Consider the following 18,306-nt stretch of genomic DNA (forward strand, 5'->3'; position numbering starts at 1 on the left):
GATCAGACCGTCGCCGAGGTCAGGAAGCGGTCGTAGCCCTCGTCCTCGAGCCGGGTGGCGAGCTCCTTGCCGCCCTGCTCGGCGACGCGGCCGGCGACGAAGACGTGGACGAAGTCGGGCTGGATGTAGCGGAGGATCCGCGTGTAGTGCGTGATCAGCAGCACGCCGAGACCGGTGCTCTGGTGGGCGCGGTTGACGCCCTCCGACACGATCTTGAGCGCGTCGACGTCGAGGCCGGAGTCGGTCTCGTCGAGGACGGCGAACTGCGGGGCGAGCAGCTCGAGCTGGAGGATCTCGTTGCGCTTCTTCTCGCCGCCCGAGAAGCCCTCGTTGACGTTGCGCGCCGCGAAGGACGAGTCCATGCGGAGGTTCGCCATCGCCGACTTGACGTCCTTCGTCCACGTGCGGATGGCGGGCGCCTCGCCGGCGATCGCGGTCTTGGCAGTGCGGAGGAAGTTGGTGTTGGTCACACCGGGGATCTCGACCGGGTACTGCATGGCGAGGAAGAGGCCCGCGCGGGCGCGCTCGTCGACGGACATGTCGAGGACCTCGACGCCGTCGAGGGTGATCGAGCCGCCGTCGACGTGGTACTTGGGGTGTCCCGCGATCGTGTACGCGAGGGTGGACTTGCCGGACCCGTTGGGGCCCATGATCGCGTGGATCTCACCCTGGTTGATGGTGAGATCGACACCGCGGAGGATCTGCTTGGTCCCCTGCTCGGTCTCGACACTGACGTGGAGATCGCTGATCTGGAGAACGGACATTCAGACTTCCTTCGTGACGGTCGGGTCGATGTAGACGTCGCCGTCGATGATCTCGACGACGAAGACGGGGACCGGCTCGTAGGCCGGGAGGTTCAGGGGGGTGCCGGTGCGGAGGGAGAACTGGGAGCCGTGCGCCCAGCACTCGAGGCTGTCGCCCTCGACGAAGCCCTCGGAGAGCGAGATCTCGCCGTGCGTGCACGTGTCGCCGATGGCGTGGATCTCGCCGGCGGAGTCCTGCACGACCGCGATCGCGACTCCGTCGACCTCGACACGCATGGCCTGGTTGGGGATCAGCTCGGAGACCGAGCAGATCATCGCGGCGTTGCTCATGCGGTGACCGCCGCTCCGCGGGAGGAGCCGGTCTGGCCGGCGCTGCCGGCGAGCTCCGCCTCGATCGCGAGCTGCAGGCGGTCCTCGAGCTCGGCGACCTTGATCTGCTGCACGATCTCGCTGAGGAACCCGCGCACGACCAGGCGTCGCGCCTCGTCCTCGCGGATCCCGCGGGACTGCAGGTAGAAGAGCTGCTCGTCGTCGAAGCGGCCGGTCGCCGAGGCGTGCCCCGCTCCGGCGATGTCACCGGTCTCGATCTCGAGGTTCGGGATGGAGTCGGCGCGCGTGCCGTCCGAGAGGACGAGGTTGCGGTTCTGCTCGTAGCTGTCGGTGCCGGTGGCGCTGTTGCGGATCAGGACGTCGCCGATCCAGACGGTGCGCGCGCCCTCGCCCTGCAGCGCGCCCTTGTAGGTCACGCGGCTGCGGGTGTCGGGGGCGTCGTGGTCGACGTACACCTGCTGCTCGAGGTGCTGGCCGCCGTCGGCGAAGTACAGGCCGAAGAGCTCGCCGTCCGCTCCGCGCTCGACGAGGTGCGCCGAGGGGTTCACCCGGACGATGGAGCCGCCGAGGGTGACCACGATGTGCTTCACCTTCGCGTCGCGTCCGACCCGCACGAAGTGGTTGGCCAGGTGCCGGGCGTCATCCGCCCACTCCTGCACGGTGACGACGGTGAGCTGCGCGCCCTCGCCGACGAGGATCTCCACGTTCTCCGCGAGGGAGGCCTCCCCCTCGTTCTGCAGCACGACGACGGCGCGGGCGTAGGGCGCCGCCTCGATGATCGTGTGCGCGGCGCGGGGTGCGGAGCCGAGGCCCGAGCGGACGAGGGTGGCGACCTTCTCGTCCTCGCCCGTCACGCGGACGGCGAGGGCCTTCTCGAAGCTCGACCAGGCGTTCGCGGCGGCGCGGTCCTCGGGGAGGCCGGCGGTGCCGATCCGCTGGTCGTCGCGGCCGACCCACGAGACGTCCACACCGTCCACCGCCGCGTGCTCGAGGGGGGCGGGCGAGCCGTCGAGCGCGCCGTCGATCAGATCGCCGAGGCGGGCGACGGGCGTCAGCTTCCAGGCGATCTCGCGGCCGGTGACGGCCTCGAAGGCCTCGACGTCGGCCGACGCGAAGCGCTCGGAGCGCGTCTGCACGGGCGTGAACGCCCCGTCGGAGTGGGCGCTGATGCCCAGGCGCTCAGCGGCGGCCGCGCCGTCGATCTCGGGGGTCGCGGCGCTCGTGGGGACCGTCATCTGGCGGTGGTTCCTTTCGATGGGTGCGGGGCGCCCCGTCCGGGCGCCCCTTCGAGGGGGGAGGCGGGCGTCAACCGACGCTGCCCTCCATCCCCATCTCGATGAGCTTGTTCAGCTCGAGGGCGTACTCCATGGGCAGCTCGCGCGCGATCGGCTCGATGAAGCCGCGGACGATCATGGCCATCGCCTCGTCCTCCGGCAGGCCGCGCGACATCAGGTAGAAGAGCTGCTCCTCGCTGACCTTCGACACCGTCGCCTCGTGGCCGAGCTGCACGTCGTCGACACGGATGTCGATCGCCGGGTAGGTGTCGGAGCGCGAGATGGTGTCGACCAGGAGGGCGTCGCAGCGCACGGTGTTCGCCGAGTGGTGCGCGTTCGCGTCCACCCGGACCTCGCCTCGGTATCCGGCGCGACCGCCGCCGCGGGCGATCGACTTCGAGACGATCGACGACTGCGTGTACGGCGCCATGTGGACCATCTTCGCGCCGGCGTCCTGGTGCTGGCCGGGGCCCGCGAACGCGACGGAGAGGGTCTCGCCCTTGGCGTGCTCGCCGACCAGGAAGATCGACGGGTACTTCATCGTGACCTTGGAGCCGATGTTGCCGTCGATCCACTCCATCGTCGCGCCCTCGTGCGCGATCGCGCGCTTGGTGACGAGGTTGTAGACGTTGTTCGACCAGTTCTGGATCGTCGTGTAGCGCACGCGGGCGTTCTTCTTCACGATGATCTCGACCACGGCCGAGTGCAGCGAGTCCGACTTGTAGATCGGAGCCGTGCAGCCCTCGATGTAGTGGACGTAGCTGTCCTCGTCCGCGATGATCAGGGTCCGCTCGAACTGGCCCATGTTCTCGGTGTTGATCCGGAAGTAGGCCTGCAGCGGGATGTCCACGTGGACGCCCTTGGGGACGTACACGAAGGAGCCGCCGGACCAGACCGCGGTGTTCAGCGCCGCGAACTTGTTGTCGCCCGCGGGGATGACGGTGCCGAAGTACTCCTCGAAGATCTCGGGGTGCTCGCGCAGCGCCGTGTCGGTGTCCATGAAGATGACGCCCTGCTCCTCCAGGTCCTCGCGGATCTGGTGGTAGACGACCTCGGACTCGTACTGGGCCGCGACGCCGCCGACGAGGCGCTGGCGCTCCGCCTCCGGGATGCCGAGCTTCTCGTACGTGTTCTTGATGTCGTCCGGGAGGTCGTCCCAGGTCTGCGCCTGCTTCTCGGTGGAGCGGACGAAGTACTTGATGTTGTCGAAGTCGATGTCCGACAGGTCGGCGCCCCACGTCGGCATGGGCTTGCGCTCGAAGAGCTTCAGGGCCTTCATGCGGCGGTCGCGCATCCAGGCGGGCTCGTTCTTGAGCGCGGAGATGTCGGAGACGACCTCGGGCGAGATGCCGCGTCGCGCGGAGGCTCCGGCGGAGTCCGAGTCGGACCAGCCGAACTCGTAGACGCCCAGGCTCTCGAGCTCGGGGCGGTCGATCAGGATGTCTGACATGTGTACCTCGTTTCCTACCCACTGCTAACCGGTCGGGTCCCGGAGTCATTCCCCCGGGGGTGGCCCGCGGGTGCTCTCCGGCCGGTCGCGCGATCGATCTGATGCGCGGAGCGGATTATGTGCGTCCCTGGATTCCGGAGGTGTGCGTCGGCGCTCCATCGGGCCGTGTGCGGATCACGTGCGCAGGGTGCGCCGAACCGTGACCAGCTTCTCATTCTACCGGCGTCCGCCGTTCAGCGGAACCTCCGCACCTGGGTGTCGGCCGGGCACCGGTGACGTGCCTCCAGACGCGCATGGCCATACCAGTGTCGGTGGTCCGTGATTCGGTTCCGCCATGACGAACGACGCATCGACCCCGATCCCCGCACGACTCGTGACCGCACTGGTGGGCGCCGGCCTGCCGACCGGACCCGCACGGGCGTTCGGCCCTCTCGCCCGCGCGATCGCGGCCGACCTCCCGCTGCGGGCGCTCCCCCGCGTGCTCCTGCGCCTCCGGCGGCACCTGCTCTCCGCCGAGCCGGAGCCCGCGGTCAGGCGGCGGGCTGGAGCTCCTGGGCGGCGTCCCGGCGCTGGGCGCGCACGGTGAACAGCCTCGGGTTGACGTCGAGCAGCACGCGGACCGCGCCGACCCAGATGAGCGCCGAGCCGAGCAGGTGCACCGCGACGAGCGTCTCGGGCAGCGCGGTGAGCGACTGCGCGACCCCGACCAGCGCCTGCAGCACGACGACCACGAGGAAGGCGACCACGCGCCGCCGGGCGAGCTCCGAGCCCGCCGCCCGCGACAGGCGCAGGAGCAGCGCGGCGCCCACGACGAGCACCGCCGTGCCGAGCACGCCGTGGACGACGGTCACGCTCTCCCAGTGGAACTGCATGCGGGGCACCTCCGCGGAGTCGCCGGCGTGCGGGCCGGTCCCCGTCACGAGGGTCCCCACGAGGATCACGAGGAGCGTCAGGCCGACGAGCCCGATGCTGAGCGCCCGCGTCGGGCGGTCAGGCTCGAAGGCCACGGACTGCGAGCGGTGGGCGCGGTGCCACGTCAGTGCGGTGGTGGTGAGGAGGGCGATGGCGAGAACGAAGTGCCCGGCCACGATGTACGGGTTGAGGCCCGAGTGGACGGTCGCGCCGCCCGCGAGGGCGTTCGCGACGACGAGCCAGAACTGCGACCAAGCGAGCCGGGTCATGGTGCGGTCGCGCGGCTTCTGCAGGCGCGCGGCCGTGATCGCCCAGCCCACCGCGACCACGAGGACGCCGGTGAACGCGCGGTTCGTGAACTCGATGAAGCCGTGGATCCCGAGCTCGGGGGTCGAGGTGAGCGAGCCCGGCTCGCACGCCGGCCAGGTGGGGCAGCCGAGGCCAGAGCCGGTCAGCCGGACGACGCCCCCGAAGAAGATGATCAGGATGCTCGCGACGAGCGCCGCGGTGGTCCCCCAGCGCAGTGCGCGCGGACCCAGGGTCACCCGCTCGGCGAGCAAGGAGAACGGCGTCACCATCAGAAGGGGAGCAGCGGGTCGATGCCGACGGCGAGGAAGAGCAGGGTGAGGTATCCGATGGACCCGTGGAACACCCGCATCGGCGAGACGTGCTCGTGACGGATCGCGAGGCTGTAGAGGCGGTGCGTCTCGGCGATGAACCAGACTCCGCTGCCGAGCGCGACCACCGTGTAGAGCACCCCCATTCCGGCGACGGGGATCAGCAGGAGCGAGCAGGCGACGGTAGCCCAGGCGTAGAGGATGACCTGGAGCCCGACGATCGTGCGCCCGCGCACGACGGCCAGCATCGGCACGCCGGCGGCCTGGTAGTCGTCCCGGTACTTCATCGACAACGGCCAGTAGTGCGGCGGCGTCCAGAGGAAGATGACGGAGAAGAGGATGACGGGGGCCCAGTCGAGCGAGCCGGTGACCGCCGCCCAACCGATCAGCACCGGCATGCAGCCCGCGATGCCGCCCCACACGATGTTCTGCGGCGTCCGGCGTTTGAGGAAGAGCGTGTAGAACACGACGTAGATCAGGATCGCGGCGAGCGAGAGCCCCGCGGAGAGCCAGTTGGCCGTGAGGCCGAGCCAGACGATCGACAGGACGCCGATCGTGGTCGCGAAGACGAGCGCGGACCGGTCCGAGATCTCCCCGGTCACGAGCGGCCGGTTCTTCGTCCGGTTCATGATCCGGTCGATGTCGCGGTCGAAGTAGCAGTTGAACGCGCCCGCGGACCCGGCGCTCAGAGCGCCGCCGATCAGGACGTTGAGGACCAGCAGCAGGTTCGGGATCCCGCCCTGCGCCAGGATCATCGTCGGAGCGGTCACCACGAGGAGCAGCTCGATCACGCGCGGCTTCGTCAGAGCGACGAAGGCCTTCACCTTGCGCGAGAGGGTCGTCGGCGACGCCCCGTCCCGCTCGACGGCGGTGGTCTCCACGACTGCGTCCATTGCTCCTCTAACGATTCGATGATCCCGAACGAGTGTAATGCGCCCGTCCGGGAGCCGGGCCCGGCGTGCACGCTTGTCCAATCGGACGCAGACATATGCGACCACGCAACCCCCGGTCGGCGGCGCACCCCCCTCCGTATACTCGGGACTGCTCGCCAGAGCGCCCGGCACGCACCCGAGCCCGCCCGACGATCGTCGGCACGGGGCCGAGAGGGCCGTCGCCGGAGCATCGTGTCGAAGTCGTCATGCGGCGTGCTCCACCATGCGAGAGGGCGGACGGTCCCCGTCTGCCCCACGTCTCGAGAAGGGTCAGTACCAAGTGTCAGAACTGCAATGGGAATCCATTGACGAGAAGGCAGTCGACACGGCGAGGGTTCTCGCCGCGGATGCGGTCGAGAAGGTCGGCAACGGCCATCCCGGAACCGCCATGAGCCTCGCGCCCGCCGCCTACCTCCTGTTCCAGAAGGTCATGCGCCGCGATCCGTCCGACGCGACCTGGATCGGCCGCGACCGGTTCATCCTGTCGGTCGGCCACTCCTCGCTGACGCAGTACGTCCAGTTCTACCTGGGCGGCTACGGACTCGAGCTCGACGACCTCAAGGCGCTGCGCACCTGGGGCTCGAAGACCCCGGGCCACCCGGAGTACGGCCACACCGACGGCGTCGAGATCACCACCGGACCGCTCGGCCAGGGCCTCGCCTCCGCCGTGGGCTTCGCCTACGCCTCGCGCTTCGAGCGCGACCTGTTCGACCCGGAGGCCGCCGCGGGCACCTCCCCGTTCGACCACTTCGTCTACGTGATCGCCGGCGACGGCGACCTGCAGGAGGGCGTCACCAGCGAGGCCTCCTCCCTGGCCGGCCACCAGAAGCTCGGCAACCTGGTCGTCATCTACGACTCCAACCAGATCTCGATCGAGGACGACACCAACATCGCCTTCACCGAGGACGTCAAGGCGCGCTACGAGGCCTACGACTGGCAGGTCCAGGTCGTCGACTGGAAGAAGACCGGCGAGTACCACGAGGACGTCGCCGAGCTGCACGCCGCGATCGAGGCCGCGAAGGGCGAGACCGACAAGCCGTCGCTCATCATCCTGCGCACCATCATCGGCTGGCCGTCGCCGAAGAAGCAGAACACCGGCAAGATCCACGGCTCCGCCCTGGGCGCCGACGAGCTCCGCGGACTCAAGGAGGTGCTCGGCTTCGACCCCGAGAAGATCTTCGACGTCGCCGACGAGGTCATCGAGCACACCCGCAAGGCCGTCGAGCGCGGCCAGGCCCAGCACGCCGAGTGGGACGAGCAGCTCGCCGCCTGGGCGTCCGCGAACCCCGAGAAGAAGGAGCTGCTCGACCGGGTCCTCTCGGGCGAGCTGCCCGAGGGCGTCCAGGAGGCGCTCCCCGTCTTCGAGCCCGGCAAGGAGGTCTCGACCCGCGCCGCGTCCGGCAAGGTCATCAACGCCCTCGCCGGCGTGATCCCCGAGCTGTGGGGCGGCTCCGCCGACCTCGCCGAGTCGAACAACACGACGATCGAGGGAGCCGGCTCCTTCGTCCCGACGGAGTTCTCGACCCACGAGTGGACCGGGAAGAAGGGCGGCCGCGTGCTGCACTTCGGCATCCGCGAGCACGCCATGGGCGCGATCCTCAACGGGATCGTCCTGCACGGCAACACCCGCCCCTTCGGCGGCACCTTCCTGATCTTCTCCGACTACATGCGCCCGGCGGTCCGTCTCGCCGCGCTCATGAAGGCGCCGGCCATCTACGTCTGGACCCACGACTCCGTGGCGCTCGGCGAGGACGGCCCGACGCATCAGCCGGTCGAGCAGCTGTCGACCCTCCGCGCGATCCCGGGTTTGGACGTCGTCCGCCCCGGCGACGCGAACGAGGTCGCCTACGCCTGGAAGACCATCCTCGAGCGCCGCGAGGGCCCCGCCGGCCTCGCGCTCACCCGTCAGAACATCCCGGTGTTCGAGCGCGGCGAGGGCGACGCGGAGGGCGAGACCTTCGCCTCCGCCGCGAACGTCGCCCGCGGTGCCTACATCCTGGCCGAGGCGCCGGGCGGCACCCCGGACGTGATCTTCATCGCGACCGGCTCCGAGGTCCAGATCGCCGTCGAGGCGCGCGAGGCCCTGAGGAGCGAGGGCGTCAACGCCCGCGTCGTCTCGGCTCCGTCCCTCGAGTGGTTCGAGGAGCAGGACGCCGAGTACCGCGAGAAGGTCCTGCCCTCCTCGGTGAAGGCGCGCGTCTCGATCGAGGCCGGCCTGAGCCTGGGCTGGCAGAAGTACGTCGGCGACGCCGGCCGCTCCGTCTCGATCGAGCACTTCGGCGCCTCGGCCGACTACAAGACCCTGTTCCGCGAGTTCGGGATCACCACCGAGGCGGCACTGTCCGCCGCCAAGGAGTCGCTCGCAGCCTCCTGACCCGAAGGCCGCGTCCACCACGGACGCGGCCTTCGCCGTCGGAGCAGCGGCTCCCCCTCACACCACGCACCACCTACGCAGAAGAAGAAGAGACATGACCGAGAACACCCCCACCGCAGAGCTCTCCGCCGCCGGCGTCAGCATCTGGCTCGACGACCTCTCCCGCTCGCGCATCTCCACCGGAGGGCTGCAGAAGCTCATCGAGGAGAAGAACGTCGTCGGAGTCACCACGAACCCCACGATCTTCGCCGCGGCTCTGACCAACGGCGAGTCCTACGACGCCCAGGTGCGCGAGCTCGCCTCCGCCGGCACCTCGGTGACCGACGCCGTCTTCGAGATCACCACCGACGACGTCGCCGCGGCGTCCGACATCTTCCGCCCGATCTACGACGCGACCAACGGCTACGACGGCCGCGTGTCGATCGAGGTCGAGCCCGGCCTGGCGCACGACGCCCAGGGCACCATCGAGCAGGCCAAGGCCCTCTGGGCCAAGGTCGACCGCCCCAACGCGATGATCAAGATCCCCGCGACCGTCGAGGGCCTCGAGGCCATCACGGAGGTCATCGGCTCCGGCATCTCGGTGAACGTCACCCTGATCTTCTCGCTCGCCCGCTACCGCGCCGTCATCAACGCGTACCTGGCCGGCCTCGAGAAGGCCAAGGACGCCGGCATCGACCTGTCGACCATCCACTCCGTCGCCTCGTTCTTCGTCTCGCGCGTCGACACCGAGATCGACAAGCGCCTCGAGGCCGTCGGCACCGACGAGGCCCGCGCCCTCAAGAGCAAGTCCGGCGTCGCCAACGCGCAGCTGGCCTACGAGGTCTTCGTCGAGGCGTTCGCCACCGAGCGCGCCCTGCTGCTCCAGGAGTCCGGCGCCAACCGCCAGCGCCCCCTCTGGGCCTCGACCGGCGTCAAGTCGACCGACCTCCCCGACACCCTCTACGTGACCGAGCTCGTCGCGGCCGGCGTGGTCAACACGATGCCCGAGAAGACCCTCGAGGCGACCTTCGACCACGGCGTCATCACCGGCGACACCGTCACGGGCTCGTACGCCGACGCGAACGCCGTCCTCGACGCCGTCGCGGCGCAGGGCGTCTCGTACGCCGACGTCACCGAGCTGCTCGAGAAGGAGGGCGTGGAGAAGTTCATCGTCTCCTGGAACGAGCTGCTCGACACCGTCACCGCGGCGCTCGAGGGCGCGAAGGCGCAGGCCTGATCATGGCCATCCAGATCCACGTCAGCGGAGACGCCGAGAAGGCCGTCGACCGCGTCGTCCCGGAGCTCGTCGCCGACGAGGTCGCGTCCGGCATCACCGCCCAGGTCCCCACCCTGTGGGGCGCCGCGGCGGAGGAGGAGGCGGCCAAGCGCCTCGGGTGGACCGAGTCGACCACCGTCTCCCGCCCCCTGATCCCCCAGATCCTCGCTCTGCGCGAGGAGTTCCAGGCCAAGGGCGTCGACCACATCGTCCTCGGCGGCATGGGCGGCTCCTCGCTCGCGCCCGAGGTCATCACCCGCACCGCCGGCGTCGAGCTCACCGTGCTCGACTCGACGGCGCCCGGCCAGGTGCTCGCGGCCCTGAACGATCGGCTCGCGTCGACCGCGGTCGTCATCTCCTCGAAGTCCGGCTCGACCGTCGAGACCGCGAGCCAGAAGAAGGCCTACGAGAGGGCGTTCACGGAGGCGGGCATCGATCCGCTCGACCGCATCGTCATCGTGACCGACCCGGGCTCGCCCCTGGACACCTCCTCCCGCGAGGCCGGCTACCGCGTGTTCAACGCCGACCCGAACATCGGCGGGCGCTTCTCGGCGCTCTCCGCGTTCGGCCTCGTGCCGTCCGGGCTCGCCGGCGCCGACATCGAGGCCCTCCTCGACGAGGCGGCCGAGGCCTCCCTCGGGCTCGCCGTGGACTCCCCCGAGAACCCGGGCCTGATCCTCGGAGCGGCGATCGCCGCGACCAGCCCGCGCCGCGACAAGCTCGCGATCGTCGCCGACGGGACCGACATCGTCGGCTTCGCCGACTGGGCGGAGCAGCTCATCGCCGAGTCCACCGGCAAGGACGGCACGGGCATCCTCCCCGTCGTCCTCGGCACGCTGGCCCCCGAGCTCTCGGAGGACCTGCCCGACGTGCAGGTCGTCCGCCTGGTCGAGGACGCCACGGCGCTGCACCTGTTCCCGCGCGACCGCCACGAGGGCGAGATCCTCCTCTCCGGCTCGCTCGGCGCTCAGATGCTGACGTGGGAGTACGCCGTCGCCGTCGCGGGTCGCCTCCTGGGCATCAACCCGTTCGACCAGCCCGACGTCGAGTCGGCGAAGGTCGCGACCCGGGCCCTGCTCGAGAAGCGCCCCGAGCCCGAGGCGCCCGCGTTCAGCGACGCGGGCATCGAGGTCACCGGCAGCAGCAGCGTCACCGAGGGCGTCTCGACCGTCGCCGCCGCTGTCGACCGCCTCCTCGCGCAGCTGGGCGACGGCGGCTACGTCTCGATCCAGGCGTACGTCGACCGCCTCGCACTCCCGCAGCTCGAGGGCGTGCGCGACCTCCTCGCCGCGCAGGCTCAGCGCCCCGTCACCTTCGGGTGGGGCCCGCGCTTCCTGCACTCGACCGGGCAGTACCACAAGGGCGGGGCGCCGACCGGCGTGTTCCTCCAGATCACCGAGCGCTCCGACGTGGACCTCGAGATCCCGGACAGCCCGTTCACCTTCGGCCAGCTCATCCTGGCGCAGGCCGCCGGCGACGCGAGCGTGCTCGCCGAGCACGGCCGGCCGGTGCTGACCCTCACGCTGACCGACCCCGAGGCCGACCTCGAGGCGCTCTTCGAGGCCCTCAACACCTGATCCGACGGGCACGCCGCCGCTGCGCTCTCGAGCGCGCGGCGGCGTGCCCGCGGTCGTCCCGCGACCACTTCCCGGGGCAGCAGCCGGGCCCGCCCGCTCCTCCCCCTCCCTCACCGATAGCAGTGCGCCGGTCCCACCGGCACACAGAAGGACACTGCACATGTCTGTGGACATCACCCCCGAGTTCAACCCGCTGAGGTTAAGCTTCGACCGCCGGTTGAACCGGATCGCCGGGCCCAGCGGCCTCGTCATCTTCGGCGTGACCGGCGACCTCTCCCGCAAGAAGCTCATGCCCGCGGTCTACGATCTCGCCAACCGCGGCCTCCTGCCTCCCGGCTTCGCCCTCGTCGGATTCGCCCGGCGCGACTGGGACGACCAGGACTTCGAGCAGGTCGTCCACGACTCCGTGAAGAAGCACGCCCGCACCGAGTTCCACGAGGAGGTCTGGGCGCAGCTCGCGCAGGGCATCCGGTTCGTGCAGGGCGAGTTCGACGACCCCGAGGCGTTCGCCCGCCTGAAGACGACCGTCGACGACCTCGACCGCGAGCGCGGCACGAACGGCAACTTCGCCTTCTACCTCTCGATCCCCCCGAAGTCCTTCCCGCAGGTCACCGAGCAGCTGCGCAGCTCCGGCCTCGCCGAGCAGAAGGACGGCCAGTGGCGCCGCGTCGTCATCGAGAAGCCGTTCGGCAGCGACCTGAAGACGGCCCGCGAGCTGAACGACGTCGTCGAGTCGGTCTTCCCGCCCGACTCCGTCTTCCGGATCGACCACTACCTCGGCAAGGAGACGGTCCAGAACATCCTGGCCCTCCGCTTCGCCAACATGATGTACGAGCCGCTCTGGAACTCGAACTACGTCGACCACGTGCAGATCACCATGGCCGAGGACATCGGCGTGGGCGGGCGCGCGGGCTACTACGACGGCATCGGAGCGGCGCGCGACGTCATCCAGAACCACCTGCTGCAGCTGCTCGCCCTGACCGCCATGGAGGAGCCGATCTCGTTCGACGCGGCCGATCTCCGTGCGGAGAAGGAGAAGGTCCTCGCGGCCGTCCGCCTCCCCGCCGACCTCTCCACTTCTACCGCCCGCGGACAGTACGCCGGCGGCTGGCAGGGCGGCGAGAAGGTGCTCGGCTTCCTCGAGGAGGACGGCATGAGCCCCACCTCGACCACCGAGACCTACGCCGCCATGCGCCTGGACATCGGCACCCGACGCTGGGCCGGCGTGCCGTTCTACCTGCGGGCCGGCAAGCGCCTCGGCCGCCGCGTCACCGAGATCGCGGTCGTGTTCAAGCGGGCACCGAAGCAGCTCTTCGCCGAGAGCCAGACCACGTCGCTGGGCCAGAACGCGCTCGTCATCCGGGTCCAGCCCGACGAGGGCGTCACCATGCGCTTCGGCTCGAAGGTGCCCGGCGCCGGCATGCAGGTGCGCGACGTGACGATGGACTTCGGCTACGGCCACGCGTTCACCGAGGCGAGCCCCGAGGCCTACGAGCGCCTCATCCTCGACGTCCTCCTGGGCGAGCCGCCGCTCTTCCCCCGGCACGAGGAGGTCGAGCTGTCCTGGAAGATCCTCGACCCGATCGAGGAGTTCTGGGCCACGCAGGGCCAGCCCGAGCAGTACCGCCCCGGAACCTGGGGCCCCGATTCCGCCGACGAGCTCCTCGCCCGCGACGGCCGCACCTGGAGGCGTCCATGATCGTCGATCTGCCCGACACCACGACGAGCGAGGTCTCGAAGACTCTCGTCAAGATCCGCGAGGAGGGCGGCGCCGTCGCCCTCGGCCGCGTCCTCACCCTCATCATCGCGACCTCGCGGGGTCACGAGGAGGAGGCCATCGAGGCCGCGAACGACGCGTCCCGCGAGCACCCGATGCGCGTCATCGTGGTCTCGAAGGACGACGGCACCACCACGGTCCCGGTCGACGCGACGGCGCGGGTCGACGCGCAGATCCGGGTCGGAGGCGACGCCGGCGCGAGCGAGGTCGTCGTGCTCCGTCCCTACGGAGACGCGGCCGAGGACGAGGAGAGCCTGGTCACGGGCCTGCTCCTCCCCGACGCCCCCGTCGTGGCTTGGTGGCCGAACAGCGCTCCGGACAACGCCTCCGCGTCCCCGATCGGCCGGATCGCCACTCGGCGGATCACCGACGCGTCGGCCCAGTCGAACCCGGCGGAAGCGCTGCACCACCTCGCGTCCACCTACGCCCCCGGCGACACCGACTTCGCCTGGACCCGCCTCACCCTCTGGCGCGCGCAGCTCGCCGCCGTGCTCGACCAGCCGCCCTACGAGCCGATCACGGCCGTCGAGGTCTCGGGCGCGCCCGACTCCCCCTCCACGATCCTGCTCGCCGCCTGGCTGCAGCTCGAGCTCGACATCCCCGTCGACCACGAGCTCACGATCAGCGCGACCGGGTCCAGCGGGATCCACGGCGTCCGGCTCATCCGCGACTCCGGAGTGATCGAGCTCGAGCGCTCGGTGCCCAACGTCGCGACGCTCACGCAGCCCGATCAGCCGGTCCACGACATCTCGCTCCCCCGCCGCAGCCTCCGGGACTGCCTGGCGGAGGAGCTGCGCCGGCTCGACCCGGATGACCTGTACGGTGAAGTGATCTCGCGCGGGGTCGACATGCTCACTGAGAAGGCCGAGGCCCGCAGCGCCTCCTGAGGTGTGGGCGCCCGTCCAGGGCGCCCGCACCTCAGAGCTTCCCGACACGGAGCCGAACCCCGCCGATCGGCACCCGAACCCGAAGGAGTCCCCTGAGATGACCACCGAACGCCGCGTGCTGGTCCACCGCGACAAGCAGACCCTCGCCGGCTCGGTCGCCGCCCGGTTCCTCACCAAGACGATCGACGTCCTCGACGACCTGGGTTCGGCGAACGTCGTGCTCACCGGAGGGACGATGGGAGCCGCCACGCTCAAGGAGATCGGCTCCTCCTCCGCCGCCGGCAACGTGGACTGGTCGCGCGTGCACTTCTGGTGGGGCGACGAGCGCTGGGTGCCCCGCGGCCACGAGGACCGCAACGACGTCCAGGCCGGGGACCTCTTCAGCGTCCTCGACGTGCCGGCGGCGAACGTGCACTCCTACCCGGCCTCGGACGAGGGCCTGGACCTCGACGGCGCCGCCGCTGCCTACGACGCGGAGCTGCGCGAGCACGCCTCCGAGGGGCGCGACTACCCGCGCTTCGACATCACCTTCCTCGGCGTCGGGCCGGACGGGCACATCGCGTCGCTGTTCCCCGAGCGCTCCGCGATCCGCTCCACGACGCCCGGCGTCCTCGCCGTCCGCAACTCTCCGAAGCCGCCGCCCGAGCGCCTCACCCTCACGCTGCCGCTGATCAACCAGTCGGACCGCATCTGGATGGTGCTCGCCGGCGCCGACAAGGCCTCGGCCCTGGGCCTCGCGCTCGCGGGTGCCAGCACGAACGAGGTGCCCGCGTCGGGCGCGTTCGGTCGCAAGCGCACGGTGTTCTTCGTCGACCAGGAGGCAGCGGCCGAGGTCCCCGAGTCGCTCATCGCTCCGAGCTACTGAGAACGGTCCGGAAACGACGGAAGGCCCGTCCCCCGAGGGGGCGGGCCTTCCGTCGTTCGTCGTCCAGTGAGGATCAGGACGGGGTCGCGGTGCCTCGTCGGGCGCGCAGCTGCTGCAGCGCCTCCTCGAGGAGCTGAGCCGCCTCTGCCTCGGTGCGGCGCTCCTTCACGTAGGCGAGGTGCGTCTTGTAGGGCTCGGTCTTCGCGACCTGCGGCGGGTTCGCCCGGTCACGGCCCGCGGGGAGACCGGACTGCGGCGAGTCGATCACCTCGGGGATCTCGTCCTCGGGGAGGGCCGCCGAGAAGTGGCGCACCGTCTCGTTGCCGAGAGCGTCCCAGTAGGAGACCGCGACGCGCTCCGCGTGGAAGCCCCGGTCCTGCTCGCCCATGGGTCCTGCGCCGACGCGCGAACCGCGGATTGCACTGCCGCCTGATGCCATTGCGAGTACCCCTATGCTCCGGTGGTGAACTTGGTGATGAGTCCGAGCACCACGATGCAGGCCAGCCAGACGACGCCCAGGATCACGGTGATGCGGTTCAGGTTGCGCTCGGCGACGCCCGACGCGCCGAGGTTGGAGGTGACTCCGCCCCCGAACATGTCGGACAGACCGCCGCCGCGCCCCTTGTGGAGCAGGATCAGCATGGTGAGCAGGAGGCTCGTGATGCCCAGGATGACCTGGAGCACGACCTGGAGGATGTCCACGCGGTACCTTTCGAAGTTCTGGCGCGTTGCGCGCCCCGACGAGTATAACGGCGCCTGCGAATCCGCGAGGAATGCGTCGTCCCGTGTTCGGGGCGATGTATACGAGTGTCCGTCGAGGGGCGGAGCGGGTGGCCTCGTCGCGGTACCCTCGACAACCTCTCCAGTCGCCGGACCACGAGCCTGTGATCCACGTACTTTCGGATCGATCGAGCCGAACGCGCCACTCTCTCGGAGAGCACCCCGCAACGAGCCGACAGCCCCGGACCGGCCAACGCGTGAAGCCGGTGTGGGATCTCCGAGGCGAACCGGCGATCCGCGTCCGAGCGGATCGACGTAGCCGAACGCATCCCGCTCTCGGAACCGCGCCCCGTCGCGAAGCCGACCGCGCCACGCCGCGCGGGGAGCGGCGTGGACGACAGCGAGGCGAACCGGCGATTCGCGTCCCAGCGGATCGACGTAGCCGAACGCATCCCGCTCTCGGAACCGCGCCCCGTCGCGGAGCCGACCGCGCCACGCCGCGCGGGGAGCGGCGTGGACGACGAGAGGGCGGGCCCGATGGGCCCGCCCTCTCGTCGCAGCAGCTCAGACCCCGACGTGGTTCCGGAATCGCGCGATCGCCGCGAACTCGTCGACCTGGAGGCTGGCGCCTCCGACGAGTGCTCCGTCGACGTCGGGCTCGCGCATGAAGCCGGCGATGTTGCCGGACTTCACGGAGCCGCCGTAGAGGATGCGGGTCTTCGCGGCGGTGTCGGCGCCGAGGACGTCGGCGACGACTCCGCGGAGCGCCTTGCAGACCTGCTGGGCCTGCTCGGGCGTCGCGGCCTGTCCGGAGCCGATGGCCCAGACCGGCTCGTAGGCGACGACGAGGTCGGCGTCCGCGGGGAGGCCGGTGAGGGCCTCCTTCAGCTGGGCGACCGGCACAGCCGACGGGCCGTGCTTCTCGAGGTCCTCCGCGGTCTCGCCGACGCAGATGATCGGAGCGACGCCGTGATTGACGGCCGCGGCCGACTTGGCGGCGATGTCCGCGTCCGTCTCGCCGTGGAGCGTGCGACGCTCCGAGTGGCCGACGATCACATAGTCGCAGTCGAGCTGCTTCAGGAACTGGCCCGAGATCTCACCGGTGTAGGCGCCGCTGTCGAACTTCGAGACGTCCTGCGCACCGTACTTGAGCGGCAGCTTGTCCGAGTCGACGAGGATCTGCACGGGCCGGAGGTCCGTGAAGGGCGGGAACACCGCGACCTCGACGCCGTCGAAGTCGTGGTCGGCGTCCTTGAGGCTCCACGCCAGCTTCTGCACGAAGGCGATGGCCTGGAGGTGGTCCAGGTTCATCTTCCAGTTGCCGGCGATGAGCGGGGTGCGGGCGGCGGTGTCTACCATCCGAGGACCTCCAGTCCGGGGAGGCGCTTGCCCTCGAGGAATTCGAGGCTCGCTCCGCCTCCCGTCGAGATGTGGCCGAACTGGTCGTCGCGGAACCCGAGGGCGCGGACGGCCGCGGCGGAGTCGCCTCCGCCGACGACGCTGAGGCCGTCGACCTCGGTGAGCGCCTGCGCGACGGTCTTGGTGCCCGCCGCGAACGGCTCGAGCTCGAAGACGCCCATGGGGCCGTTCCAGAACACCGTCTCGGACGCCGCGATGATCTCGGCGAAGTGCGCGGCGGTGTCCGGTCCGATGTCCAGGCCGAGGCCCTTCTCACCGAAGGGCGTGCCCTCGATCGCGTCGGCCGAGGCGACCTGGTGCTCGGCGTCGGGGCCGAACTCCGACGCCACGACGACGTCCGTCGGCAGGACGATCTCCACGCCCAGCTCCTTCGCCTTCGCGAGGTAGCCGAGCACGGTGTCGACCTGGTCCGCCTCCAGCAGGCTGGCGCCGACCTCGTGGCCCTGGGCCCTGAGGAAGGTGAACAGCATTCCGCCGCCGATGAGGATCGAGTCGACCTTCGGCAGCAGGTGCTCGATCACGCCGAGCTTGTCCGAGACCTTCGAGCCGCCGAGGACGACCGCGTAGGGGCGCTCGGGCTTCTCGGTGAGCCGCTCCAGCACCTCGAGCTCGGCCGCGATCAGCGTGCCGGCGGCGCTGGGGAGAAGCTCGGCGAGCTCGTAGACGCTCGCCTGCTTGCGGTGCACGACGCCGAACCCGTCGGAGACGAAGGCGTCGCCGTAGGCGGCCAGCTTCTCGGCGAAGGTGCGGCGCTCGGCTTCGTCCTTGCTCGTCTCGCCGGCGTTGAACCGGAGGTTCTCGAGGACGACGACCTGGCCGTCCTCGAGGGCGTCGACGGCGGCCGAGGCCGCCTCCCCGACGGTGTCCTCGGCGAAGGCCACCGGAGCGTCGAGCAGCTCGCCGAGGCGGGCGGCGACGGGAGCGAGGCTGTACTTCGCCTCGGGCTTCCCCTCGGGGCGCCCGAGGTGGCTCACGACCACGACTCGGGCGCCCTCGGAGACCAGACGCTGGAGCGTGGGCACCGACGCGCGCACGCGGCCGTCGTCCGTGATCGTTCCGTCCTTCAGGGGGACGTTCAGATCGCAGCGGACGACGACGCGCTTGCCTGCGAGGGAGCCCAGTGAGTCCAGAGTGCGGAGCGTCACTGCGCGCA

At 70.4% G+C, this 18,306-nt stretch carries 16 protein-coding genes; 6 read left to right on the top strand and 10 right to left on the bottom strand.

Annotation, left to right across the window (positions count from 1 at the left end; genetic code table 11):
* Positions 1-2 precede the first annotated feature (2 nt).
* The 6 genes from sufC to C5C54_RS04840 all read right to left on the bottom strand — a co-directional run bounded on the left by sufC (position 3) and on the right by C5C54_RS04840 (position 6,240).
* Positions 3-764, bottom strand: a complete 762-nt coding sequence (gene sufC / locus C5C54_RS04815; RefSeq protein ID WP_104221937.1) for a Fe-S cluster assembly ATPase SufC — start codon at positions 762-764, stop codon at positions 3-5.
* Positions 765-1,094 carry a non-heme iron oxygenase ferredoxin subunit gene (locus C5C54_RS04820; protein ID WP_077222834.1) on the bottom strand — a complete coding sequence of 110 codons (330 nt, stop codon included), beginning with the start codon at positions 1,092-1,094 and terminating at the stop codon, positions 765-767.
* On the bottom strand, positions 1,091-2,329 hold the full coding sequence (sufD, locus tag C5C54_RS04825; protein ID WP_104287907.1) for a Fe-S cluster assembly protein SufD: 1,239 nt from the start codon (positions 2,327-2,329) through the stop codon (positions 1,091-1,093). Before sufD ends, C5C54_RS04820 begins: the two co-directional genes overlap by 4 nt.
* 70 nt (positions 2,330-2,399) lie before the next feature.
* Positions 2,400-3,818, bottom strand: a complete 1,419-nt coding sequence (sufB, locus tag C5C54_RS04830) for a Fe-S cluster assembly protein SufB (protein WP_104221933.1) — start codon at positions 3,816-3,818, stop codon at positions 2,400-2,402.
* A gap of 530 nt (positions 3,819-4,348) precedes the next feature.
* On the bottom strand, positions 4,349-5,308 hold the full coding sequence (locus C5C54_RS04835; RefSeq protein ID WP_104246804.1) for a heme A synthase: 960 nt from the start codon (positions 5,306-5,308) through the stop codon (positions 4,349-4,351).
* Positions 5,308-6,240: a heme o synthase gene (locus C5C54_RS04840; RefSeq protein WP_104232635.1), complete on the bottom strand. Its 933-nt coding sequence runs from the start codon at positions 6,238-6,240 to the stop codon at positions 5,308-5,310. Before C5C54_RS04840 ends, C5C54_RS04835 begins: the two co-directional genes overlap by 1 nt.
* Before the next feature lie 319 nt (positions 6,241-6,559).
* Between C5C54_RS04840 and tkt the strand changes: the two genes are divergently transcribed.
* From tkt to pgl, 6 genes are all read left to right on the top strand, one after another.
* Complete coding sequence (gene tkt / locus C5C54_RS04845; protein WP_104287908.1) at positions 6,560-8,653, top strand: transketolase; 2,094 nt, start codon at positions 6,560-6,562, stop codon at positions 8,651-8,653.
* 94 nt (positions 8,654-8,747) lie between these two features.
* Positions 8,748-9,869 carry a transaldolase gene (gene tal, locus C5C54_RS04850; RefSeq protein WP_104221924.1) on the top strand — a complete coding sequence of 374 codons (1,122 nt, stop codon included), beginning with the start codon at positions 8,748-8,750 and terminating at the stop codon, positions 9,867-9,869.
* 2 nt (positions 9,870-9,871) lie between these two features.
* A complete protein-coding gene (locus C5C54_RS04855) occupies positions 9,872-11,485 on the top strand; it encodes a glucose-6-phosphate isomerase (protein ID WP_104287909.1) in 1,614 nt (537 codons plus the stop codon).
* A 160-nt stretch (positions 11,486-11,645) separates the two neighbouring features.
* A complete protein-coding gene (gene zwf, locus C5C54_RS04860) occupies positions 11,646-13,184 on the top strand; it encodes a glucose-6-phosphate dehydrogenase (protein ID WP_104225293.1) in 1,539 nt (512 codons plus the stop codon).
* Entirely contained in the window at positions 13,181-14,149 is a 969-nt protein-coding gene (locus tag C5C54_RS04865) for a glucose-6-phosphate dehydrogenase assembly protein OpcA (protein ID WP_104232638.1), read from the top strand. The genes zwf and C5C54_RS04865 overlap by 4 nt, the downstream gene beginning before the upstream one ends.
* Before the next feature lie 97 nt (positions 14,150-14,246).
* Positions 14,247-15,014 carry a 6-phosphogluconolactonase gene (gene pgl / locus C5C54_RS04870; RefSeq protein ID WP_104221917.1) on the top strand — a complete coding sequence of 256 codons (768 nt, stop codon included), beginning with the start codon at positions 14,247-14,249 and terminating at the stop codon, positions 15,012-15,014.
* 73 nt (positions 15,015-15,087) lie between these two features.
* Here the strand turns inward: pgl and C5C54_RS04875 are convergent, their stop codons facing one another.
* From C5C54_RS04875 to C5C54_RS04890, 4 genes are all read right to left on the bottom strand, one after another.
* The gene (locus C5C54_RS04875) at positions 15,088-15,453 is read right to left on the bottom strand and encodes an RNA polymerase-binding protein RbpA (RefSeq protein WP_055791968.1); all 366 of its coding nucleotides are present in this window, start codon (positions 15,451-15,453) and stop codon (positions 15,088-15,090) included.
* A gap of 11 nt (positions 15,454-15,464) precedes the next feature.
* Positions 15,465-15,716, bottom strand: coding sequence for a preprotein translocase subunit SecG (secG, locus tag C5C54_RS04880; protein ID WP_104221915.1), 252 nt, complete (start codon positions 15,714-15,716; stop codon positions 15,465-15,467).
* A 582-nt stretch (positions 15,717-16,298) separates the two neighbouring features.
* Positions 16,299-17,093: a triose-phosphate isomerase gene (gene tpiA, locus C5C54_RS04885; protein ID WP_104221913.1), complete on the bottom strand. Its 795-nt coding sequence runs from the start codon at positions 17,091-17,093 to the stop codon at positions 16,299-16,301.
* Positions 17,087-18,298 carry a phosphoglycerate kinase gene (locus C5C54_RS04890; protein WP_104287910.1) on the bottom strand — a complete coding sequence of 404 codons (1,212 nt, stop codon included), beginning with the start codon at positions 18,296-18,298 and terminating at the stop codon, positions 17,087-17,089. Before C5C54_RS04890 ends, tpiA begins: the two co-directional genes overlap by 7 nt.
* Between the last annotated feature and the right edge of the window lie 8 nt (positions 18,299-18,306).

Source organism: Rathayibacter sp. AY1F2, from assembly GCF_002930885.1.
Lineage (GTDB): Bacteria > Actinomycetota > Actinomycetes > Actinomycetales > Microbacteriaceae > Rathayibacter.